The organism is Pseudorhodobacter sp. E13 (assembly GCF_003991405.1).
Lineage (GTDB): Bacteria > Pseudomonadota > Alphaproteobacteria > Rhodobacterales > Rhodobacteraceae > Pseudorhodobacter.
Genome location: NZ_RPEN01000157.1, coordinates 228,969 through 249,237, shown reverse-complemented (window position 1 = coordinate 249,237; position 20,269 = coordinate 228,969). Strand labels below are relative to the sequence as shown.

Genomic DNA, 20,269 nt, shown 5'->3' with positions numbered 1-20,269 from the left:
GCGGCCAGTTGCGGGCAAGGCCCAAAAGGGGTTTGGCGGAACTGCTGTTCCAGATAATTCGATTTCTTTTTTTAATTCAGAAATTTAACGGCGCGCGTGGGTAACATGGCCTCAAAGCCAGCCCCTTCACCGTAACAAAAAAAGCCCGCCATGCAAGCATGGCGGGAAAGTGGTGTCAGGGGCGGCCCCTGACACAGGCGGTAAACTTTGACTATCGCTGTAGCTTAGTGCGGGCGGCTCTCATCCATCTCGGCGCGGATTTGCTGCCGAAGGATGTCGATAGACACCATCTTGCCCTCGCGTTTGAAGTGCCAATAGGTCCAGCCGTTGCAGCTTGGCGCACCTTCCATCGCGGCGCCAACCTGATGGATCGACCCTTTCACATCATTGCCGACCAGCGTGCCATCGGCGCGCACCTTGGCCTTGTAGCGATTGCCGATGGAATACAATTCCTCGCCCGGGCGCAGCATGCCGCGTTCCACCACCTGCCCGAAGGGCACGCGCGGCTCTGCCCGCTTGGAGCCTGTGATCTCCAGCGCCGAGGCATCGAATTTGCGCACTTTGGCAATCCGCTTTTCCGCGACCTTGCGATAGGCTTCTTCGCGTTCAATCCCGATGAAATCACGGCCAAGCATTTTTGCAACAGCCCCTGTGGTTCCTGTGCCGAAGAACGGGTCCAGCACCACATCGCCCGGATTGGTTGTCGCGACCAGAATACGGTGCAGCAGGCTTTCGGGTTTCTGGGTCGGATGGGCCTTATCGCCCGCCTCATCCTTCAGCCGCTCATGCCCGGTGCAAATCGGCAGCACCCAATCGGACCGCATCTGCACCCCTTCGTTCAGCGCCTTCAGCGCCTCATAGTTGAAGGTATATTTCGCGCCTTCGTCCCGGCTGGCCCAGATCAGCGTTTCATGCGCATTGGTCAGGCGTTTGCCCCGGAAATTCGGCATCGGGTTCGATTTGCGCCAAACCACATCATTCAGCAGCCAAAAGCCCTGATCCTGCAAGGTTGCGCCAACCCGGAAGATATTGTGATAAGACCCGATCACCCAGATCGCGCCATTCGGTTTCAGCAAGCGTTTCGCTGCCGCCAACCAGGCTTGAGTGAACTGGTCATATTTTGCAAAGCTGGAAAACTGGTCCCAATGGTCATCGACCGCATCCACCTTCGAATTGTCGGGGCGGTGCAAATCGCCCTTCAATTGCAGGTTATAGGGCGGGTCTGCGAAAATCAGATCAACCGAACCCGCAGGCAGGCTGTTCATGGCTTCAATGCAGTCACCTGCAAGGATCTGGTTCAGCGGCAGCGTAGCTGCCTCCGGCGCTTTCATTTTGATCGTCATCTCTGCCTCTGTTCCGCGCATTTTGCGTCGTCTTGTTGAGGTCAAAGATGAGTCATTCCTGATTCGCCGTCAAATTCTTTATTGAATCAAGGGGTTACAGATTTTTCTTGATACAAGATATTGTGTATGGGTTTGAAGGAACGTCTATGATGCGCGGTGACCCCAAGATTTAGAAGCGCCGACTGATGCTCTTTTGTCGGATATCCAGCGTTTCTGTCCCAGCCATAGCCGGGGTGCTGTTGCGCCAAATCCACCATGATCCGATCGCGTGTCACTTTTGCCACAATAGAGGCCGCAGCAATCGACAAGCAAAGCGCATCGCCTTTGATAATCGCCTCTCCGGGGCAGGGCAGATCACGCGGCAGCAGGTTGCCATCAATCAGCGCATGGTCCGGCGGGGTGGGCAGGCCGCGCAGCGCGCGCTCCATCGCCAGATGGCTGGCCCGCAGGATGTTCAGCGCGTCAATCTCCTCTACCGTGGCATGGGCGATGGAAACCTCGGCCTGCGCCATGATCTGGTCGAACAGGGCCTCGCGGCGCTTGGCGGTCAGGGTCTTGCTGTCGCCCAACCCGGCAGGCACCTGCCCCGGCAACAGGCGCACCGCAGCCGCCGTAACCGGGCCAGCAAGCGGGCCGCGCCCCACCTCATCCACCCCCGCGATACACAAGGCCCCCCGATTGCGGGCGGCGGTTTCATAGTCGTCATTCGGGGCTTGCTTTTTCATGCCGCGACCAAAGCCGATTGGGCGCAAAAAGAAAAGGGGGCGGAGGCTGCTCACCCCTCCGCCCCAGTCAAGGCGCGCCTGTTTGGGGACGGGCGGCGCGCCCCGGCCGCAGCGTCAGTAACGGCGGCGGCCTTGGTTCCGGAAGCCCGCGTTCAGCAGGCAGTTTTCTTCATAGGCGGTGCGCTCACGGCCCCGGCCTTGCAGGCTGACCTCGCAGCGCTGCGGCAACCGACGATCCACACCGGCGCGGCGCAGGCAGCGTTCGAGGTAGACGGTTTCGCTCATCCGGTGGCCGCGGATCTGCACGGCGCATTGCGCGGGCAAAACGCTGGTGCGGCGGTCGCGGTGATGATCATAAACATCCCGGCGCGGTGGCTCGACAACGCGGGCGGGTTGGCGGTGGTTATCATTGCGGTCATTGATCGCGGACCCGATGATTGCAATTGCAGCAACCGCAGCAAGCGCCTTGGCAAGGTCATCCCCGTTCTGCCCGGCGCGGGCAGGCACGGCGGCGGCTGTCATCAAGGCCAGCGCGGTGGCAGCGGCGGCAACAGTTGCGGTAAAGCGGCGGACGGCGGGATTTTCTAGCATGGTCATCGGGGTGCTCCTTTGCGGATGAAGTGGATGCTTCACCCTCGACCGACCCCGCGCTGACAGGCAATATCGGCCCGAAGTTATGCGATAACCCCGCCTTTGCCGCCCGTTGATATTGAATAACAACGCCGCTTGCGTGCAGATAAGGGCAGACCCGCAGATCAGGAGGATCGCGATTGTGGCCCCTTCCATCCAAAAACTGAAAACCGGCATCGCGGCGCTTGCCCTTGCCGTCACTTTCGCCGGTGCTGCCCAGGCGGAATGCTATGCCGACTACAAGGCCAAGCAAGAGCCCCCCCTGCGGCTGCATTACGGGGTGATCGCGCTGCCCGACTCGGCCTGTTCGGTCGCGGCGGCGGCAGGGGTGATTGCCCCACGGCTGGCCCAGCAGGGCTGGACACTGCTGAACGTCCTCTCCATCTTTGGCCCGGAGGGTCTTGCTGAAAGGAAAGCCAGTGCAGGCGCATACTACCTCTCCTTCTGACAGTTTGCGGGCGGGTAACCGGGTGGTTGCGGGCGGGATCGGGGCGATTGTCCTGATCCTGTTCGGAGCGGCGCTGTTTCTGTTTCTGAACCTGCCCGATGCCAACGCTTTCAATGCGCGGGTGGAGCGGATTTTCGTTGAAAATGATGGGCTGACCACCGGGGCCGAGATCAAGCTGCTGGAAATCCTTGCCCAGTCGGGCACCGCTTTTTCCGATGTTCTGGCCAGCTACCGCGTGGTGATTTTCGTGTTGCTGATGTTTGCGACCGCCTTGATGGTGGCCGCCTTGGTTTTTCTGGTGACAATCATCGCGCTGAACCGGCGGATTTCGGCGATCCAGCGCTCGGGGATTCAGGTGTCCAGCCTGCTGATCAGCCGGGAAAGCAATGCTGTTTATATCAACGATCTGGAATTCAAACTGACCGAGGCCGCGATTGAAACCTTGTCGGTTCTGGCCGAGGCCCGGATGGATGATGATGTGATGACCGGGGCGCAGATTGAGGCGGTGATTTCGGGCCGCGATTCCTCGGATTGTGAAGAGGCGGCGGGGGCGACGCGGGTGAAACGGCTGCGCGATGCTTTGGGAAACCAACTGGTCAGCGAATTGCTGGTCAAGACGATTGCAAGGCGGGGCTATGTTCTGGCCGTGGGTAAGGATGTGATCCGGATGATGTAGTGCCGCGCGGTGAATCGCGCGCGGAATTGGGCATAAGACACTGATTAAAAACGATACTCTCTGAAAAATTAACCCAAAATTAACCCGCCCGCGGCGCCAAAGCAGCGCGGCTTGACCTCTGGCGCACCGCCAAATACATTAAAAAGATTGAATGTGAAAAGGGGCCGCCATGAAACGCCGCACGATTCTATTGACCGCAGGCGCGCTTGTCCTGCTGGGCGGGCTGGCCTATGCCAACCGCTATCCGCTGGAACATATGGTCATGTCGCGGATGCATGGCATGGGCGCGGGGCATATGGGCGGCATGGGCATGGGCCATATGTTCCAAGGTGTCGATACGACCGAGGCCGAGGAGGCCGAGTTGCGCGCCATGTTTGACGCCCACGCGCAAATCACCCGCAGGGTGGAAAACCTGCCCAACGGCATTCGCACCGTGACCGAGACAGCCAATCCCGAATTGCGCGACCAATTGGTCAGCCACGTCGTCGGCATGATCGACCGCGTGGACCAAGGCCGCGACCCGCGCGTGATGATCCAAAGCCTGACGTTGGATATACTGTTCAAGAACCGCGCGCTGATCGTGACAGAGATGGAGCCGACCGACACAGGCATCATCGTCATCCAGACCTCTGCCGATGCCGAAACCGTAGCCGCCTTGCAAAAACACGCCGCCGAGGTTTCCGACCTTGCCGCACGCGGCATCGTTTCCGCGCAAGAGGCGATGATGGCGCGGATGCATTGAGGCGGCTTATGTAAGGGGCTTCTCAGCTGGGCGAACTACGCTTCAGCAGTGGGTTTGCCGATGGCCACTTTCGAAAAACAGGTGCCTGATCACCCAAATTCCTGACCGTTCAAAAAACGGTTGTTTTTGGAAAGCCGCGAACGGCAGGTTTGAGCCTATAGTCGCCGTTCAAGGATCGTGCGATTATTCTTCGATGAAGCGAATCTGCATTGATGTTTCTGAGTGCCGAACCACAGACACCTTTTTCAGGGTGTTGCTGTCTGAGCTTGGCGCCCCGGACTGGCATGGGCACAATTTGGACGCCCTCTGGGACAGCATAGCCGGTGATGATATCAACGAGATAACACCGCCTTACCATGTCGAGGTTCGTGGGAGCCGAAGCGTGCCCACGGAATTGGCAACACTGCTGAACCGGGTGCAATCGCTCTTTGAAGAAGCCAAAGCAGAGCTGGGAATTGACGTTTGCTTCAAGACTGACTGAATGTCCGCCCCGTCCACACAGCTGCCATTCAAAGCTCTCTCAAAAACGCTCCTTTTTGGCACGCCAGCAATACTCTTTGTTTCATGCTGCCGTAAGCCCCGTGCAAAACCCAAGTGGTTGAAGGTTTTTCCCTCCACTCCGATATCGGAGATCAAGTACATTGCAGAAATTCGGTTGCCGCGCGTCATTCTGGCCCTGCCGCCGCGCGGCACGCGCGGCCCGGCCCAACATTGAGGCGACGCGGAACGCGTCAACGAATGGCGGGAGTGGCCCCTGTCAACGGTATTGTGCCGATGTGATGAATTCACCAAAGCTTTCGCACCAGATGACGACGGTTGTGAACTGGCTTACATCAACGCCCTCGGGGACCGGCACCACCACGCCATCGAAGGTTTTCACATCACCGATCAATTGCGCCCCCGCCTTCCGAGGCAGGAATTCATCTTCGTGTTCAACGAATTCCGCCACCAGATACATCTTGTAATCCGGCCCGGGGGCGAGGCTGCCTTCATGCACGATGCGATCCGACAGAACGCTGATCTTGCCTTCGCCCCAATGCAAGAAATCACTGCCGCGCAACGCGCGGTTAAAGTTCGCCGTGAACATCGCGCCTTGCGCCTCTTGCTGCAACGCCGCCGCACCGAGCGAGGGAGGCGCGGTCAGAATGGGCAGGAAATAGACGCCCAGCGCAAAGCCCAGCGCAAGCGCCAGGAGATGTGTCAGGCCGAGAGCAACACGTCGCAGCATAATAGGTCCTTTCTGGAATGCGTGGATCTTAATGAACCCGGCGCGCAGGTCCAGAGTGGATTGCGGTGTCAGAGAAGCCTTCGGTCACTCACATTTCGCGGCCTTGCGTGTCGCCGTGGCCCCGATCCAGTCCGGTTTTTGCCGGAAATCGGGGGTCAGGTTGGACAGAGCCGTCCAGCCGTCAAAGCTGCCGTCGTCGTCTACATCCACCTCGACCATATCACCCGAGATTTGCCCGACGACGACCGGATAGGAATAGCCCGCCACGGGGTTCAACACCTGATGTTTGCGGCCTTTGCAGGCGCGGGCTTGGGTGACGTCACTGGCCTTTGAACCCGGCTCGCGCCGCACCACGGCATCGCCGTTGCAGACAAAACGGCGATCATTGGCGATGAGTTCGTTGAAAATCGGGTTGATGGAAAACAGCCCCCGCGCATCCCAGAACCCCACATAGCTATCGGGCAAAAGCGGGTTTTGCACGTCAGCATCCAGTATCAGCCCCTCGCTGCACCGATCCCCGGCAGGCTGGCCAAACCATTCGGTATCCACCTCATGCTGAAACAGGTGCCACTTGCCCGAGGAGTAGAATTTGGAGGTTTCATGAAAGGACGCCGAAGCCGATATCCATGTGAATTCTGCCAGTTTGCGATCCAGCAGCAATTGCAGCACATAGCCGTTACCATAGGCCCCGACCCGGTAGCCTGCGGGGCGAAGCTGGCGGTTCAATTCGGTGAAATAGGCGATGATGCGGCGCTCAATCTCGCCCCCGTCCGAGGCCGGGTTATATTCGAAATCCATTCCGAAATAGATCGCAGAGCCTTGCGGTTGGCCCAGCGCGCGGGCCTGCTCTATCGCGGCGATGGCATCCAGCGCGGCCTCGGCATCGGCGCTGCGGCCCCCGGGGGGCGCGGGGTTGCAATTGGCATCGGGCAAGGAATTCTCGCCCACTTTGCCGAACAGCTTGGCGGTGGAACCATTGTAGAACTGATAGACCGACAGGATGGCAAAGCGGCCTTGCAGCAGTTGCGATACCTCGCTGCGCGGGTCGGAGCGCGGGCCTTGGTCGATCAGCCGTTTGCTTTCCAGCCCCGCGATGGGTTGCGTGCAACGGGCAAGGTAGCGGGCCACCACCTGCACGCCCGAGCCCGACAGCGCCGCCATATGGGGCCGCGTATCGACCGAGGTATCAATGATCGCAGGCCGGGTCTGGGCTGCGGCAACGGCGGGTAGAAGACACAAAAACAGCAAGAATCGGAACACGGGCAAGGGGCTTTCTGTAAAAACGTCATGGGTTTGTAACACCCCAAGCATAGCAAAACCCGGCGCAGATTGCACCCGTTTGCGCATCGGATCGCTTGCACCGGGGGGGATGCTGCCCTATATCGCCCACTTCTTGCCAGTTTCGGGGGGACGCCATGATACCGACGCCTTACTACCTGATCGACAAGGCCAAACTGGCCGAGAATATGGCCAAGATGGACCGATTGCGCGACCTCTCTGGCGCGAAATGTCTGCTGGCGCTGAAATGCTTTGCCACATGGCCTGCCTTTGACGCGATGCGCGACCATATGGATGGCACCACGTCAAGCAGCCTGTATGAGCTGCGCTTGGGGCGCGAGAAATTCGGCAAGGAAACCCACGCCTATTCCGTTGCCTGGGCCGAGGATGAGGTGGATGAGGCGGTCAGCTATGCCGACAAGATCATCTTCAACTCCATCAGCCAGTTGGACCGGTTTGACAACAAGACCTCTGGCATTGCGCGGGGATTGCGGCTCAACCCGCAGTTTTCCACCTCGCATTTCGATCTGGCAGACCCGGCCCGCCCGTTCAGCCGCTTGGGCGAATGGGATCTGGCCAAGCTGAACGCCGTGGCCGACCGGATTTCGGGCGTGATGATCCATTACAATTGCGAGAACGGGGATTTCGACCTGTTCGACCAACAGCTCACCCGGATCGAGGCCCAGTTCGGCGGCTTTCTGGCAAAGCTGAAATGGGTCAGCCTTGGTGGGGGTATCCATTTCACGGGAGAGGGCTATCCTCTGGAGGCGCTCGGCGCACGGCTGCGCGCCTTTGCTTCTCGCTTTGGCGTGCAGGTCTATCTGGAACCGGGCGAAGCCGCGATCACAGGGTGCGCCAGCCTTGAGGTAACGGTGCTGGACCTGCTCAACAATGGCAAAGACCTTGCCATCGTGGATGCCTCGGTGGAGGCGCATATGCTCGATTTGCTGATTTACCGCGAAGCTGCCAAGATGGCGGTGGCAGGCGATCACCCTTATATGATCTGCGGCAAATCCTGCCTTGCGGGCGATATCTTTGGCGAATTCCGGTTCCCCGCGCCGCTGGCCATCGGCGACCGGCTCAGCATTGCGGATGCGGCGGGTTACACCATGGTCAAGAAAAACTGGTTCAACGGGGTCAAGATGCCCTCAATCGTGCTGCGAGAGCTGGATGGTTCGCTGACCGTGGCCCGCAGCTTTGACTACGCGGATTTCGAAGGCAATTTGGGCTAAGGGAGGCTGACTATGAAACGCAATGTTCTGATCATCGGTGCCGGAGGCGTGGCGCAAGTGGTGGCCCATAAATGCGCGCAGAATAATGATGTTCTGGGCGATCTGCATATCGCCAGCCGCACGATTGCCAAATGCGAAGACATCATCGCCTCTGTGCGCGACAAGGCCGCGATGAAAGTGCCGGGCGCCTTTACCCCCTATGCGCTGGATGCGATGGATGTGGAGGCGGTGAAAACCCTGATCACCCAATCGGGCGCGCAGATCGTGATCAATGTCGGCTCTCCCTTCGTGAACATGACGGTGCTGGATGCCTGCATCGCCACCGGGGCCGCCTATATCGACACGGCGATCCACGAAGACCCGACCAAAATCTGCGAAACCCCGCCATGGTATGGCAATTACGAATGGAAAAAGCGCGAGGCCTGCCGCGCCGCAGGCGTCACCGCCGTTCTGGGCGCGGGGTTTGACCCCGGCGTGGTCAACGCCTTTGCCCGCTATGCCGTTGATGAATGTATGGATGAGGTCACCAGCATCGACATCGTCGATATCAACGCGGGCGACCACGGCAAGTATTTCAGCACCAATTTCGACCCGGAAATCAACTTCCGCGAGTTCACTGGCACCGTCTATAGCTGGCAAAACGGCGCATGGCAGGAAAACAAGATGTTCGAGGTGGGGCGCGAGGATGACCTGCCCGTGGTGGGCAAGCAGAAATCCTACATGTCGGGCCATGATGAGGTGCATTCGCTGGCCAATCGCTACCCCCAGGCCGATGTGCGCTTCTGGATGGGCTTTGGCGACCATTATATCAATGTCTTTACCGTGCTGAAAAACCTTGGCCTCTTGTCGGAACAACCCGTCACCACCGCCGAAGGGCTGGAGGTTGTGCCGCTGAAAGTGGTGAAGGCCGTGCTGCCCGATCCCAGCAGCCTTGCCCCCAATTACACCGGCAAAACCTGCATCGGAGATTTCGTCAAAGGCACCAAGGATGGCAAACCGGTCGAGGTGTTCGTCTATAACGTGTCCGACCACAAAGACGCCTACACCGAGGTTGGCTCTCAGGGCATTTCCTATACCGCAGGCGTGCCCCCGGTTGCCGCCGCCATGCTGATCGCCGAAGGCACATGGGATGTGGGCCATATGGCCAATGTCGAAGACCTTGATCCCAAACCTTTCCTGAAATTGCTGGACAAAATCGGCCTGCCCAGCCGCATCAAGGATGCCAAGGGCGATCGCCCGCTCCCGCTTTAAAATATTTCGGCTTTCTTTTCGGCAAAAATATCCTCGGGGGGTCGCCGGGCCGCACCAGCGGCCCGGCGTTTGGGGGGCAGACAGCCCCCCTTCCCCGCCCGGCCACAGGCGCAAACCCTTGCGCATGGGTCGAATATGCCCTTCCCCCCGCGCCGCAGCTAAGCTACCAATCAATCCATGAGATGGACGTTACCCAATATTCTGACCGTCCTCCGCCTCCTCGCCGCCCCCGGCGTGGCGGTGATGTTTCTGTATTTCCATCGCCCATGGGCCGATTGGTTCGCGCTTGCCCTGTTCATCTCGGCCGCGATCACCGACTACTTTGATGGCTATCTGGCCCGGCTGTGGAAACAGGAAAGCAAATTCGGCGCGATGCTGGACCCGATTGCCGATAAGGCGATGGTGGTCATCGCGATCATGGTCATCACCGGCTATTCTGGCATGAACCCCTGGCTGATCCTGCCCGCCAGCGTGATCCTGTTCCGAGAGGTTTTCGTCTCGGGCTTGCGCGAATTTCTGGGTGCCAAGGCGGGGCTGCTCAAGGTCACCAAACTGGCCAAATGGAAGACCACGGCGCAGATGGTGGCGATTGCGGTGCTGTTTCTGGGCACCGGGCTGGAATACCTGCATCTTGAAACCTACCATCAGATGAACCCGGCCGAATATGATGCGCTGCTAGCAGCCGGTAGCAGTGATTTCAACACACTCTGGATGATCGCCTATGGCGGCTGGTATGCGGGGATCACGGGCTTCGTGCTGATCTGGATCGCGGCCGCGCTGACCCTGATCACCGGGCTGGATTACTTTTTCAAGGCGCTGCCCCATCTCAAGGATGATCCATGATTGACGTGCTGTATTTTGCTTGGCTGCGGGAACGCATTGGCGTGCCACGCGAAAAAGTGGAAACGGATGCCGCAACCGTGCAAGACCTGATCGCCGAACTTTCCGCCCGAGAGGAGCGTTACGCGCTTGCCTTTTCCGATCTGGCCAGCCTGCGGGTCGCGGTGGATCAAGAGCTTGCAGACTTTGATGCGCCCTTGGCGGGTGTGCGCGAGGTTGCCTTCTTTCCGCCCATGACCGGGGGCTGACCGGATGCGGATCGTGGTGCAGGCCAAGCCTTTCGATCTGGGGGCAGAGGCGAATGATTTTGCCAAAGGCGTGGCCGGCGCGGGCGCGGTTGTCACCTTTACCGGGATCGTGCGCGACACGGCGCAGCGCGATCTGGAGGTGATGGAGATTGAACATTACCCCGGCATGACCGAACGCGCCCTGACCACAATCGCCGAGGAAGCGATGGCGCGCTGGTCGCTGGCTGATTGCCTTGTGATCCATCGCTATGGCCGCTTGCAGGCCGCCGACCCGATCATGATGGTCGCCACCGCCGCGCGTCACCGCGCCGATGCCTTTGCCGCCGCTGAATTTCTGATGGATTACCTGAAATCCCGCGCGCCATTCTGGAAAAAGGAAATCACCCAAAGCGGCGCCGATTGGGTTGCGGCACGGGATGAGGATGAGGCCGCGCTAAAGCGTTGGTAACGCCCGCGCGGCCCGTTTAGGTGCGCCGCCCCTCAGGTTGACCGCAGCAGCACCTTGGTGCTGTTGATGGCTTGGGCCGCACGCTCGTAATGCACCCGCTTGGAGGCCGAGCTGGAAGCCGAGCGCAACAGCCGCGTTGACAGCTTGTCCAAGACGGCCTCGGCCTGAGCGTTGGCGCGCGCCTGCCGTGCCGGGGCAATCGCCTTCAGGCGGCGCGCACTGGGCCGGGCTTTGTTGCTGCGGCTGCGACCCACATGGGCAACGGGCGGCGCGGGATCGGCGTTTTGGGCGACAATCGCGGCCAGTTCGCCGGATGCGGCAGAAATTGCGTCGCGCATATCGGCATAATCCCCGCTGCTTGGGATGCCTTGAGCAATGCGGTGCAATTCCCAACGCAGGCAATCAATCCGGTATTTCTGAAATTCGAGTTTATCTTTCAACGGATAATTGCTGTCACAGAAATTGGCCGTGCCTTGCAGGTTGGCCAAGATCAGATTTGTCTGGCTGATCGTAGCGGCTGGTGGCTCCCGGCCCTCGGGTTCCGAACGCTCCGGGACTTCGGTGACTGGGGGAACCTCGGGGTATTCCGGATACTCAGGATACTCGGTGCAGCCTTCGCCGGTGCAGCCTCCATCGGGTTCTTCCGGGATGATGACGTCCCCGTCATCGGCGCCAAGGCTTTCGAATTCCAGCGTGAACATATCATATTGCGCGCCAACCTGTGCCACCGGTGGCCAGATCAGCGGTTTTGGGTCAGCGCCGGCGGGGGCGATCAGGCCAAAGCCTGCACAGATCGCCAAGGAGACGTGAAAAGCGGAAAACAACCTTAGTTTCATAATTCTTCCTTTCTGCAACATGGTTCAAAATTCAAATTCAAGCCTTCAGGCCAAAGGCAAGGCGAATGGCCTTTTGGGTGCCCGGACCAAAACTTCCGTCGATCGCACCATTGTAAAACCCGGCATCCGCGAGCCGTTTCTGCAAGGCGCGGCGGGCATCGGGGGTAAACATGTTCGGGCGTTCTTCCAGCAGGTTCAGCACATCCTTGGCCCCACTGCGCAGCGCCTCATACAAATAACCCGCTGCATCATTCGGGCCTTTGCCCGCGATCAAACCATCGTCGATCAAGGCCGAGAAGTTGAACAAGGCCTGCGGGTGGCGCAGATCGGCGGCGCGTTCAAACAGTTTCAAGGCCGCATCGGCATCGGCGGTCAGGCCCAATTCACCCTGATAATACAAAAAGCCAAGGTCGTTGATCGCATCGGCAAAATCCTGATCTGCCGCTTGCTGGTACAGCGCCAGTGCGCGCGGGAAATCCTGCGGCACGCCAAGCCCACGCTCATACAGTTTGGCAAGTTCAAACTGCGCCTCGGGAGAGCCTGCCTCGGCGGCGCGGGTCAGCAGGCCCACCGCCTCTGCCGGATCAAAGCTGTCGGCTTCGGGGTTCAGGCGCATATAGGCAAGGCCGACCATTGAACGGGTGTCGCCCAATTCCGCCAGTGCCACCAATTGCTGTTCCTGATCGGGGCGCACAGCAGACCATGCCACGCGCAAGTCACCCGTGCTGGGCGCATCGCCTTCGGCGGGGCCTGCCAGATAGAACGGCACCCCGGACAGAGAGCCGTAGGTATGCGGCTCTTGCTGGTTGAAGGTATCGGCCAGCACCTGATCGCGCACCTGCCGGAACATCAGGCTGATTTCCAACCCCGGAATCTTCATCTTTTCGGCAAGCGCTGTGGCAAAGGGGCTGTTGGCACCGATCCCATCCAGTGCCACCTGCCCATCACGCGCGGCAAAGGCCACCAGCGTGCCCCGGTCAGGGCTGGGTGGGGCAAGGCCCCCTGCGGGCGCCTTTGGTGGTTCTGCGGCTTGGGTTGTCACTTCGGCATTCGGGTCAATCGTATCACCAAAGGGGTTGTTGCGGCAACTGTCCAGAATGACGATCCGCATCACCCGCGCGCGGTCCACCGTGGCCAGAAGGTTATCCAGCGACACTGATTGCCGCTGCACATCGCGGTTTGACCGCACATCCGCATCGGCAGGCACAAGAAAGTTTTCGCCCTGCACCTCTATCCCGTGGCCCGCGAAATAGATCAGCGCAAGCTCGGCGGTTTCGGCCTCGAAGGCGAAACTGTCCATCGTTTGCGCCAGTTCGGCATAGCCCGCATCGACCACCAGCGTCACATCAAACCCGATGCCGCGCAGCGTGTCGGCGATCAGCCGCGCGTCATTGGCCGTGTTATCAAGGCTTTCGATATGTTGGTATTTGGCGATACCGATCACCAGCGCCACGCGATTGGCCAGCGCCGCTTGGGGCACCGCGAGGCAAATTACAAATAGCGCCAAACACAGGCTTGTCCTGATAAGTCGGAGCATCGCCCCCCCAAAATCAAATGATTATGACTCTCTTCAATAAAGTTAATGTAGACCCATGCTGTTCCTCTGGGAACCCCTTTGCAAGGGCGGCGCTGGACCCGCCTGTCAAAATATCGCGAAAACGTGGGTCAGATGTCGCCCGCGGCGCGCCATTTCTCAATGGTTTCCTTGGCGACTTCGAAATGCATACTGTCCTCGCGGGAGAAGGCAGCGCCCCAGAACCAGCCTTCTTCCTGAAAGAAATCCGACAGGATGGTCAGGCCCAACTGGGTTTTGCCATCACCCAGCGTATCAAGGTGGCCGTCGATGTTCAGATCCACCGCAAGGCCAAACGCATGGGTAGACACCGAGGATTGAGAGCCGCGAATACGTCGCACACAAAGCGCGCCCGCAGTGGAAATGCGGTTATACAGGTCCACATCGACCTGTTTCACCTTTTCGAACACCCGCGTCATGGATTCGACCGCAGGCCGCAGCATGGACACCCTGATCGGCCCGACATCGCCAGTGATCAGCATGTCTTTCAGCTTGGGGTTGGTCATCGGTTCGCAATCATCCGACAGAACCTCGCGGGGGAGGCCGAACATCTCGACCAGAAAACTGGGCCGAGAGACGGACAACCCTTCGTTGATCTTGCGACGCCCGGCGATCAGAACCGTTTGGGCATAGCTGTCAACGATCTGGTTTTCGCCCAGCCGTTCCAGCGGTTCGTTCATATCCTGACCGCCGAAATCAAAGGGCTGATCGTTGCGCGGCATGTTTTGCAGACGCGAAAGCTCCTCCTCGACAGTGCCGAGTCGCTGCTGCAAATCTTCCATTTGCTGGCGCAAAATCTCAATCTCGATCCGCGCGGCACTGTCCACGGCAGAGCCTGCGGGCGCGTCAGAGAACAAAGGTTTGCTGGTGCCATCGTCCGGCGCGAACATATAGGCCGAGCCGATCCAGATCAGCGGCAGCGCCAAAACGGCGCCAGCGATAGCAAGGGCAGGAACCAGACGCATATAAACAGCCGTTACTTCAATGAATTCAATACGTCGTTAGTCATAGCCCATTTTATCGACCAAAGGAACAAATTTGCCAAGCCCGGCCCCGGGTTTTTGCTGCGCGCAAGCGCGCCGATCCGCGCGGATGGCCCCGAAAAACATTGTTTGACGGCGGGGTCTGGTATAACTTTGTCGTATTCATTTTTCATCAGAAAGGCATTTTGCCATGACCACCAGAAAATTACTTCTGATTCCCGTCCTCGCCATTGCGGCACTTGTCGCGTCTGGCCCGGCCTCTGCACAAGGGGCCGATGCCGCAACCGCCACGGCCGAGGAGTTGCAGGCCCTGTTCCAAAAGCAAAAGACCCGTGGGCTGAAACTGGTGCCCAACTCTGATGCCGCTGTGGTGCCGACGGTTTCGGATCAAGGCGGCACGGCGGTCGCCCCCGTCGCCTATTCCGAGATTGAAAAGGATGCCCAGATCAACGTGCGCATCACCTTTGACTTTGACAGCGCGGTGTTGCGGGCCGAGGAGAAACCAAAGCTGAACACCCTTTGCACCGCGATGAAAGCGGTGGATGTGGAGCTGTTCCGCATCGTTGGCCATACTGATGCGGCCGGAACCGATGCCTATAACGAAAAGCTGTCGCTGCTGCGCGCGCAAGAGGTGCGGCGCTTTTTGGTCGATGATTGCGGGATAGATGCCGCGCGGCTGGAGGCGGTGGGCATGGGCAAGCGCTTTTTGTTCAACGCCGAAGACCCCAAAGCCGACGAGAACCGGCGGGTTGAATTTCAGGCGCTCAGCTAAGCCTATGGCCTTTGATCGGGGGCAACCGGTCAAAGGCGATGCGCCCGCCCGCCTGAATCGTTTTGTCCCGTTGAAAGGGCTTACATGACCGACCCCCGCTCCTCTGACACGTTCAAAAGCGGCGACCTTTTGAACAATACCTACCGGATTGAAAAGCTTCTGGGGCGGGGCGGAACATCAGATGTCTATCGCGCGCGGTCCGAGATTTCGGGCCGGCTGGTCGCGATCAAGGTCTTGCAGACCGAATTGTCCAAGAATGAAAGCTACCTGCGCCTGATGACGCGCGAGGAGGCGATTCGCGATGTGCGCCATGATGCCGTGGTGCGCTATTCCGAAAACCAGCGCACCGCCGAGGGGCTTGTGTATCTGGTGATGGATTATGTCGATGGTGTGGGGCTGGAAGAAAAGCTGATGACCGGCGGCATGTCTGCGGATGATCTGATCAAGATCGCGGCGCGGGTATTGCAGGGGTTGGTGGCGGCCCATGCCAAGAACATCGTCCACCGTGACCTTTCGCCCGACAATATCATCCTGCGCAATGGCCGCCCCGAAGAGGCGGTGATCATTGATTTCGGTATCGCCAAGGATGAAAACCCCGGTGCCGAAACCGTGGTGGGCAATGAGTTCGCGGGCAAATACGCCTATGCCGCCCCCGAGCAGTTGAACGGCAAATCCGACACGCGGTCGGATATCTATTCGCTTGGGGCGCTGCTGCTGTCTACCTTCCGGGGCGAGCCACCGGATGTAGGCGAAAACCCGATGCAGCTTTTGCGGCTGAAACAGGCACCCTTGAACGTGGATGGCGTGCCAGAGCCGCTGAAAGCCCTGATTACCAAGATGACAGCGCCCGTGCCCGAGGATCGGTTTCAAAGCGCCGAGGATGTGCTGCGCGCGATTGATCCCAGCTATGTGGCAAACCATGTGGTGCAGACCGAATCGCCGGGCCGAAGAACGACCCCCCCGGCGGCGGCCAAAAGCCCCAAGAAAGGGCGCGGCGGGCTGTTTGGCCTGTTGGCGCTGGCGGCTGTGGTGGTGCTGGGGCTTGGTGGCTATGTGTCGGGGGCGTTCCAGTCGCTGCTGGCACCGGACCTGCCAAGCATCAGCCCCTTTACCTTTGAAGCCGCGCGCAAGGATGGCGTGGAAACCGCCAAGGGTTTTGCCCCCGATGAGGCGGCCCTGACGGCGCTGCAAGCCCGCTTTGGCGAAGGTGCCGTGACGCAGGCACAAGGCACGGTGGCCCCGACATGGGGCGCGGATGTGCTGGCGCTGCTGGATCAGGTTTCGACCCTGCCGGAATGGTCGCTTTCCGTTTCGGATGACAGTGCCACGCTTACCGGTTTGGCCCCGGACCGGGCCACGCGGGACGCGGTGCAAGCGGCGATTGCCGGCGGTGCGCTGACCACCTCGGTTGCGCTGGACCTTGCGCCGCGCATCCTGCCGCTGGAGCCTGCGCTGGCCGTGCTGCGCGCGCATGAAGATTGCGGGCCGCTCAGCTTTGGCAAAAAACCCGAAGGCAATTGGGCGCTGGGGGATCAGATTGTGATCCGCGGGCGGCTGGCAGAGCAAGGCTCTCGGGTGCGGGTGTTCGAGGCGATGAAAGAGGTCGCAGGCGACCGCGATGTGCTGATTGACGTGGAAATCCTGAACCAGAACCTGTGCAAGATTGAACAAGCGCTGCCCCGCGCCGAACCGCACGGTTTTGGCGTGATCTTCGGGTTTGGCGACCGGCCAGACCCGAACCCCGCAGGCCGCTATTTCGTAGGGGAAAACCCGGCGATTGACGTGGTGATCCCGGCGGATGTGACCAGCGGCTTTCTATGGGTGTCTATCGTTGATGTGACCGGATCGGTCTTTCACCTGCTGCCCAACCTTAACCGCCCCGACAACACGGTCGAGGGGCTGCGCGCGGGCCAGAGCGGCGATGTGGTGGTGCGCGTGGCCTTCGGGGTCGAGGAAGCGAAAGGCACCACCAAGATGGCCTTTATGGTCGATGATTCGGTGCTGGGCAAAAGCAAGGTTGTGGTGCTGCACGCCGACAGCCCGGTGTTTGAAAGCCTGCGCCCGATTTCGGAATCGACAGGCAGCTTTGCCGCCGCCCTTGCCAGCGAGGAAACCGGCGATGAAATGGCCGAAGTGTTCTCTATCGACAGCCGCATCCTGACGACCGAGGCGAAATAACCGAGGTCAGGCGGCGCTGACCTTGGCCCAGATCGCCTCATCCAGCACCCGGTCTACGGCGGTCAGCCGCGTTTCGGTCAAGGCCACCAGCGCATCGACATAAGACGCCATTTCAACATGGCGCCCGCCGTCTACGTCCAGCGATTTGAACCGCCGCAAAACATCGCGCAGGGTATAGATCGCGGCTTGCAGGGTGGCGACGATTGCAGGCTCCACCTCTCCCGGCGATTTGGCGACCTGTTTCGGCGTGCGTTTGGCATTGGCTTTCATCAGCGCATCCACCGCATCGGAAAACGCGGCCTCGGCATCGTCCAGCTTGCCAAAGGCGGCGTTGATTCCGCTGATGTCATTGGTCTTGGAAACCAAGGGTTCCGCCTTGATCGTCGCCATCTGGTAAAAGCTGGCCCAGCTTTGCAGCGTTAGCTCCACCTTGCCGGGGTGCCATTTCTGCTTGACCGGAACCGCGCGCAGCAAGATCGGATCATCGGCATATTTCGCCTCCAGATAGGCGACGACCTTGGCGACATTGGTTTCCGGCAGGGCCAGCGTGTGTTCGTTCAAGCCGCAGCGGCGCATGCCTTCCACGGCAATCGGGTCGCCCATGGTCGCCCCCCAAGCCATCGCATATTTCGCCAGTGTCGGGTTTTGTTGCGTGGCCTTGCGGGCCAGATAGCGATCTGCCGGGTTTTCGCGGGCGCGCACATAGACCTTCCACGCCGCATCCATCTGCGCCTTGGTCGCCACGATCTCGGCCACCTCGATCAGCGCCTCGGTCGTGTTGATGGAGGCTGTGACGATCGGGGCGGCAGGGGCGGCGGGCGTCATTTTCAACACTTCGGCCACCACTTTGGCGGCATCCAGCGCCACCTGAATCGCGGCTTTCAGGGTTTGCTTGGTTTGCAACCCCTTGCGGTTCATAAAGGCATCCACCTGCGCCGAGGAGGCGCGCTGCGCATCCTTGAAATTATCCTGCCAGATGATCAGTTCTTCGGTTTTGGCAATCGCATCCTGAATGGTGAAGGTCAGCGTCAGGCAGCTTTCCACGATCGACGCGCCGGGGCACAGCTTGACCACCAAGGCCGCACCCTTTTCCGCGATGGATTTGCACAGCGCAAAGGTGGCGTCATTCTTGGCCTGCACCGCCATGATATAATCAATCGACGCAAGGCGGTTGCTTTCCTCGATATTGACGGCTTCGTCATCATCGCCGGGCATGGCAAAACCGGTGATCAGGGCAAGGCGGAATTCCTCATCACCCTCATTGGCAAGGGCTTCCATATCTTCGGCCTGCTTCTTGGCCGCATCATCGCGCAGGGCCTTCAGCGCGGTCATGTCGAACTTGGCCGCGATGACCTTTTGCGCGGCACGCCGGTTGCCCCAGCTTTCGCCAAGGCTGGGGTCTTCCGTGCCGGTTGCGTCTTTCACCTTCTCTGCCGCTTCGTCCAGCGCCTCTGCGCGCAATTCTTCGGCTGTCTTTTCCTTTTCGTCTTCCGGCGCTTTGCCCGTCACATCGGTTTTCACCGTTTCCGCAATTTCCTTGACCAAGGTGCCCACGGTGGACTTGGCCGCCGCTTCGGCAATCGTCGAAAACTCGGCGATCATCGCTTTCAACACGTCCGAGGTAGAGCCGCCGCGGTTATATGCCTCCAGCGCGTTCCAACTGTTGACCGTGCTGCGCACCGCGACCTGAATATGGGCGCCCAGCGCGGTCATCCATTTGCCGTCGGAATTATCGGCCCCTTCCAGCCCTTTGGCGATGCCATCGGCCAGCGCCTGCGCGGCCCCCGCAAAATCTCCGGCCTTGAGCAGTTGCGCCGTGCGCACCCCCCGCGTGGCCGAGGAAATGACCCCACCAACCAAAGCGCCGATTTCCTTGCCGCCAGCGTCATCCCCCACCTGTGCCGCGACAATCTCGCTGACCGCACCCGCCACCGCATCACCGACCGAGGTAAAATCGCGGTCCGAAAGCGCGGCGTTCCCGGCCTTGTCGACCACGCTTAGCGCGGTGGCCATATGGCCAAGGATCAGCGTTGCCTCCTCGGCCCCCAGCTTCACGCCATCATCGCCTGCAACCTCGGCGATGCTGCCTGTCAGATCGACGCCTGCGGTCATCAGCTTCAACGAGGCCTTGCCCAGCGACATGCCGAATTCGAACTTCTCTTTCAGAATATCCTTGGCGGTCAGATTGGCGGAATAGTCCTGCAAGCGGTCCTCATACAACTCGGACGAGGCTTTGAACTGTGCCGCCACGGCGGAATGTTTTTGCGGGATGAAGTTTTCGGGGATGATGCCCTGACGGTTCAGCGGCAGCCACAAATCCTCGGCCAGCCGCGCCTGCCCTTCCAGCACCGCGCGGTCATATTCCGCCTCCAGCCGCGCGCGTTCCTTCAGCGCGGCTTTCAGCGCCTGCGGGTCTTCGGGCAGCGGCGGGAATTCGGGGGCGGGCGGGGTATAGGCCGGATTTTTCAGCATCTCGGCCTGAATGGCAAAGATCTTGTCCATCTGGGTGTTGAGGATCTTGATATCCTCGGCGCTTAGCCCTTCGGTGGTTTTGGCACCGTGATGCACGGTATCCACCTCTTTCATCGCATTGCCATCCGCCGACATGATTGCAAGCTCGGAACTGCCGATCTTGCCTTTCACCTTGATGGACAGGCCCAGCAGCGCCTCGCGGATTTCGGCGCGTTCGGTATCGGGCAAGGCCAGGTTCATCGCGTCCTGCGCCGCCTTGCGTTGGTCGGCCAGTTCGCCCGCTTTCGCGGATTTCGCGGCGCTTCCGGTGATCGCGGTCAGCCATTCGATTTGCGGGGTGCTATCGGGCATGGGTCAGGTTCCTCT

20 protein-coding genes are annotated in these 20,269 nt (G+C 59.9%); 11 read left to right on the top strand and 9 right to left on the bottom strand.

All coding sequences use genetic code 11. The features are described 5' to 3' along the window. Positions 1 to 224: 224 nt before the first annotated feature. The 3 genes from EGN72_RS13460 to EGN72_RS13450 form a co-directional block, all read right to left on the bottom strand. Positions 225 to 1,343 (bottom strand): site-specific DNA-methyltransferase, encoded by a 1,119-nt coding sequence (locus tag EGN72_RS13460; protein ID WP_127048414.1) that lies wholly within the window; start codon positions 1,341 to 1,343, stop codon positions 225 to 227. An 86-nt stretch (positions 1,344 to 1,429) separates the two neighbouring features. Beyond that, complete coding sequence (locus EGN72_RS13455; protein ID WP_127048412.1) at positions 1,430 to 2,068, bottom strand: ribonuclease HII; 639 nt, start codon at positions 2,066 to 2,068, stop codon at positions 1,430 to 1,432. Between the two features lie 114 nt (positions 2,069 to 2,182). Further along, positions 2,183 to 2,665 (bottom strand): hypothetical protein, encoded by a 483-nt coding sequence (locus tag EGN72_RS13450; protein WP_127048410.1) that lies wholly within the window; start codon positions 2,663 to 2,665, stop codon positions 2,183 to 2,185. A 175-nt stretch (positions 2,666 to 2,840) separates the two neighbouring features. Here EGN72_RS13450 and EGN72_RS13445 point away from each other — a divergent pair, with 175 nt between their 5' ends. From EGN72_RS13445 to EGN72_RS13430, 4 genes are all read left to right on the top strand, one after another. Continuing rightward, entirely contained in the window at positions 2,841 to 3,146 is a 306-nt protein-coding gene (locus EGN72_RS13445) for a hypothetical protein (RefSeq protein WP_370323292.1), read from the top strand. Next, positions 3,118 to 3,822 (top strand): helix-turn-helix domain-containing protein, encoded by a 705-nt coding sequence (locus tag EGN72_RS13440; protein ID WP_127048409.1) that lies wholly within the window; start codon positions 3,118 to 3,120, stop codon positions 3,820 to 3,822. Before EGN72_RS13445 ends, EGN72_RS13440 begins: the two co-directional genes overlap by 29 nt. A gap of 169 nt (positions 3,823 to 3,991) precedes the next feature. Next, a complete protein-coding gene (locus EGN72_RS13435; protein WP_127048407.1) occupies positions 3,992 to 4,564 on the top strand; it encodes a hypothetical protein in 573 nt (190 codons plus the stop codon). A 193-nt stretch (positions 4,565 to 4,757) separates the two neighbouring features. Next, complete coding sequence (locus EGN72_RS13430) at positions 4,758 to 5,045, top strand: barstar family protein (protein WP_127048406.1); 288 nt, start codon at positions 4,758 to 4,760, stop codon at positions 5,043 to 5,045. 276 nt (positions 5,046 to 5,321) lie between these two features. Here the strand turns inward: EGN72_RS13430 and EGN72_RS13425 are convergent, their stop codons facing one another. Together EGN72_RS13425 and EGN72_RS13420 are read right to left on the bottom strand one after the other, a co-directional pair. After that, positions 5,322 to 5,792 carry a DM13 domain-containing protein gene (locus tag EGN72_RS13425; protein ID WP_127048404.1) on the bottom strand — a complete coding sequence of 157 codons (471 nt, stop codon included), beginning with the start codon at positions 5,790 to 5,792 and terminating at the stop codon, positions 5,322 to 5,324. Positions 5,793 to 5,876: 84 nt separating this feature from the next. Further along, positions 5,877 to 7,052: a glycoside hydrolase domain-containing protein gene (locus tag EGN72_RS13420; RefSeq protein ID WP_158623195.1), complete on the bottom strand. Its 1,176-nt coding sequence runs from the start codon at positions 7,050 to 7,052 to the stop codon at positions 5,877 to 5,879. Positions 7,053 to 7,207: 155 nt separating this feature from the next. On the opposite strand from EGN72_RS13420, the gene EGN72_RS13415 reads away from it, so the two are divergent. The 5 genes from EGN72_RS13415 (at position 7,208) to EGN72_RS13395 (ending at position 11,089) form a co-directional block, all read left to right on the top strand. Further along, positions 7,208 to 8,302, top strand: a complete 1,095-nt coding sequence (locus tag EGN72_RS13415) for a carboxynorspermidine decarboxylase (protein ID WP_127048401.1) — start codon at positions 7,208 to 7,210, stop codon at positions 8,300 to 8,302. 12 nt (positions 8,303 to 8,314) lie between these two features. Next, positions 8,315 to 9,553, top strand: coding sequence for a saccharopine dehydrogenase family protein (locus tag EGN72_RS13410; RefSeq protein ID WP_127048399.1), 1,239 nt, complete (start codon positions 8,315 to 8,317; stop codon positions 9,551 to 9,553). Between the two features lie 177 nt (positions 9,554 to 9,730). Next, positions 9,731 to 10,396, top strand: a complete 666-nt coding sequence (pgsA, locus tag EGN72_RS13405; protein ID WP_127048397.1) for a CDP-diacylglycerol--glycerol-3-phosphate 3-phosphatidyltransferase — start codon at positions 9,731 to 9,733, stop codon at positions 10,394 to 10,396. Further along, positions 10,393 to 10,641: a molybdopterin converting factor subunit 1 gene (gene moaD / locus EGN72_RS13400; RefSeq protein WP_127048395.1), complete on the top strand. Its 249-nt coding sequence runs from the start codon at positions 10,393 to 10,395 to the stop codon at positions 10,639 to 10,641. Before pgsA ends, moaD begins: the two co-directional genes overlap by 4 nt. Positions 10,642 to 10,645: 4 nt before the next feature. Beyond that, positions 10,646 to 11,089, top strand: coding sequence for a molybdenum cofactor biosynthesis protein MoaE (locus EGN72_RS13395; RefSeq protein ID WP_127048393.1), 444 nt, complete (start codon positions 10,646 to 10,648; stop codon positions 11,087 to 11,089). 32 nt (positions 11,090 to 11,121) lie between these two features. On the opposite strand, the gene EGN72_RS13390 is transcribed toward EGN72_RS13395, so the two are convergent. From EGN72_RS13390 to EGN72_RS13380, 3 genes are all read right to left on the bottom strand, one after another. Next, entirely contained in the window at positions 11,122 to 11,925 is an 804-nt protein-coding gene (locus EGN72_RS13390) for a hypothetical protein (protein ID WP_127048391.1), read from the bottom strand. Positions 11,926 to 11,962: 37 nt separating this feature from the next. Next, positions 11,963 to 13,432 carry a caspase family protein gene (locus EGN72_RS13385; RefSeq protein WP_233587137.1) on the bottom strand — a complete coding sequence of 490 codons (1,470 nt, stop codon included), beginning with the start codon at positions 13,430 to 13,432 and terminating at the stop codon, positions 11,963 to 11,965. A 158-nt stretch (positions 13,433 to 13,590) separates the two neighbouring features. Continuing rightward, a complete protein-coding gene (locus tag EGN72_RS13380) occupies positions 13,591 to 14,463 on the bottom strand; it encodes a M15 family metallopeptidase (protein WP_127048388.1) in 873 nt (290 codons plus the stop codon). A gap of 208 nt (positions 14,464 to 14,671) precedes the next feature. Here EGN72_RS13380 and EGN72_RS13375 point away from each other — a divergent pair, with 208 nt between their 5' ends. Then, positions 14,672 to 15,253 carry an OmpA family protein gene (locus EGN72_RS13375; protein ID WP_127048386.1) on the top strand — a complete coding sequence of 194 codons (582 nt, stop codon included), beginning with the start codon at positions 14,672 to 14,674 and terminating at the stop codon, positions 15,251 to 15,253. Between the two features lie 84 nt (positions 15,254 to 15,337). Further along, a complete protein-coding gene (locus EGN72_RS13370; protein ID WP_127048384.1) occupies positions 15,338 to 17,431 on the top strand; it encodes a serine/threonine-protein kinase in 2,094 nt (697 codons plus the stop codon). A gap of 6 nt (positions 17,432 to 17,437) precedes the next feature. Here EGN72_RS13370 and EGN72_RS13365 read toward each other — a convergent pair whose 3' ends face one another. After that, entirely contained in the window at positions 17,438 to 20,254 is a 2,817-nt protein-coding gene (locus tag EGN72_RS13365; protein WP_127048382.1) for a hypothetical protein, read from the bottom strand. Positions 20,255 to 20,269 lie beyond the last annotated feature (15 nt).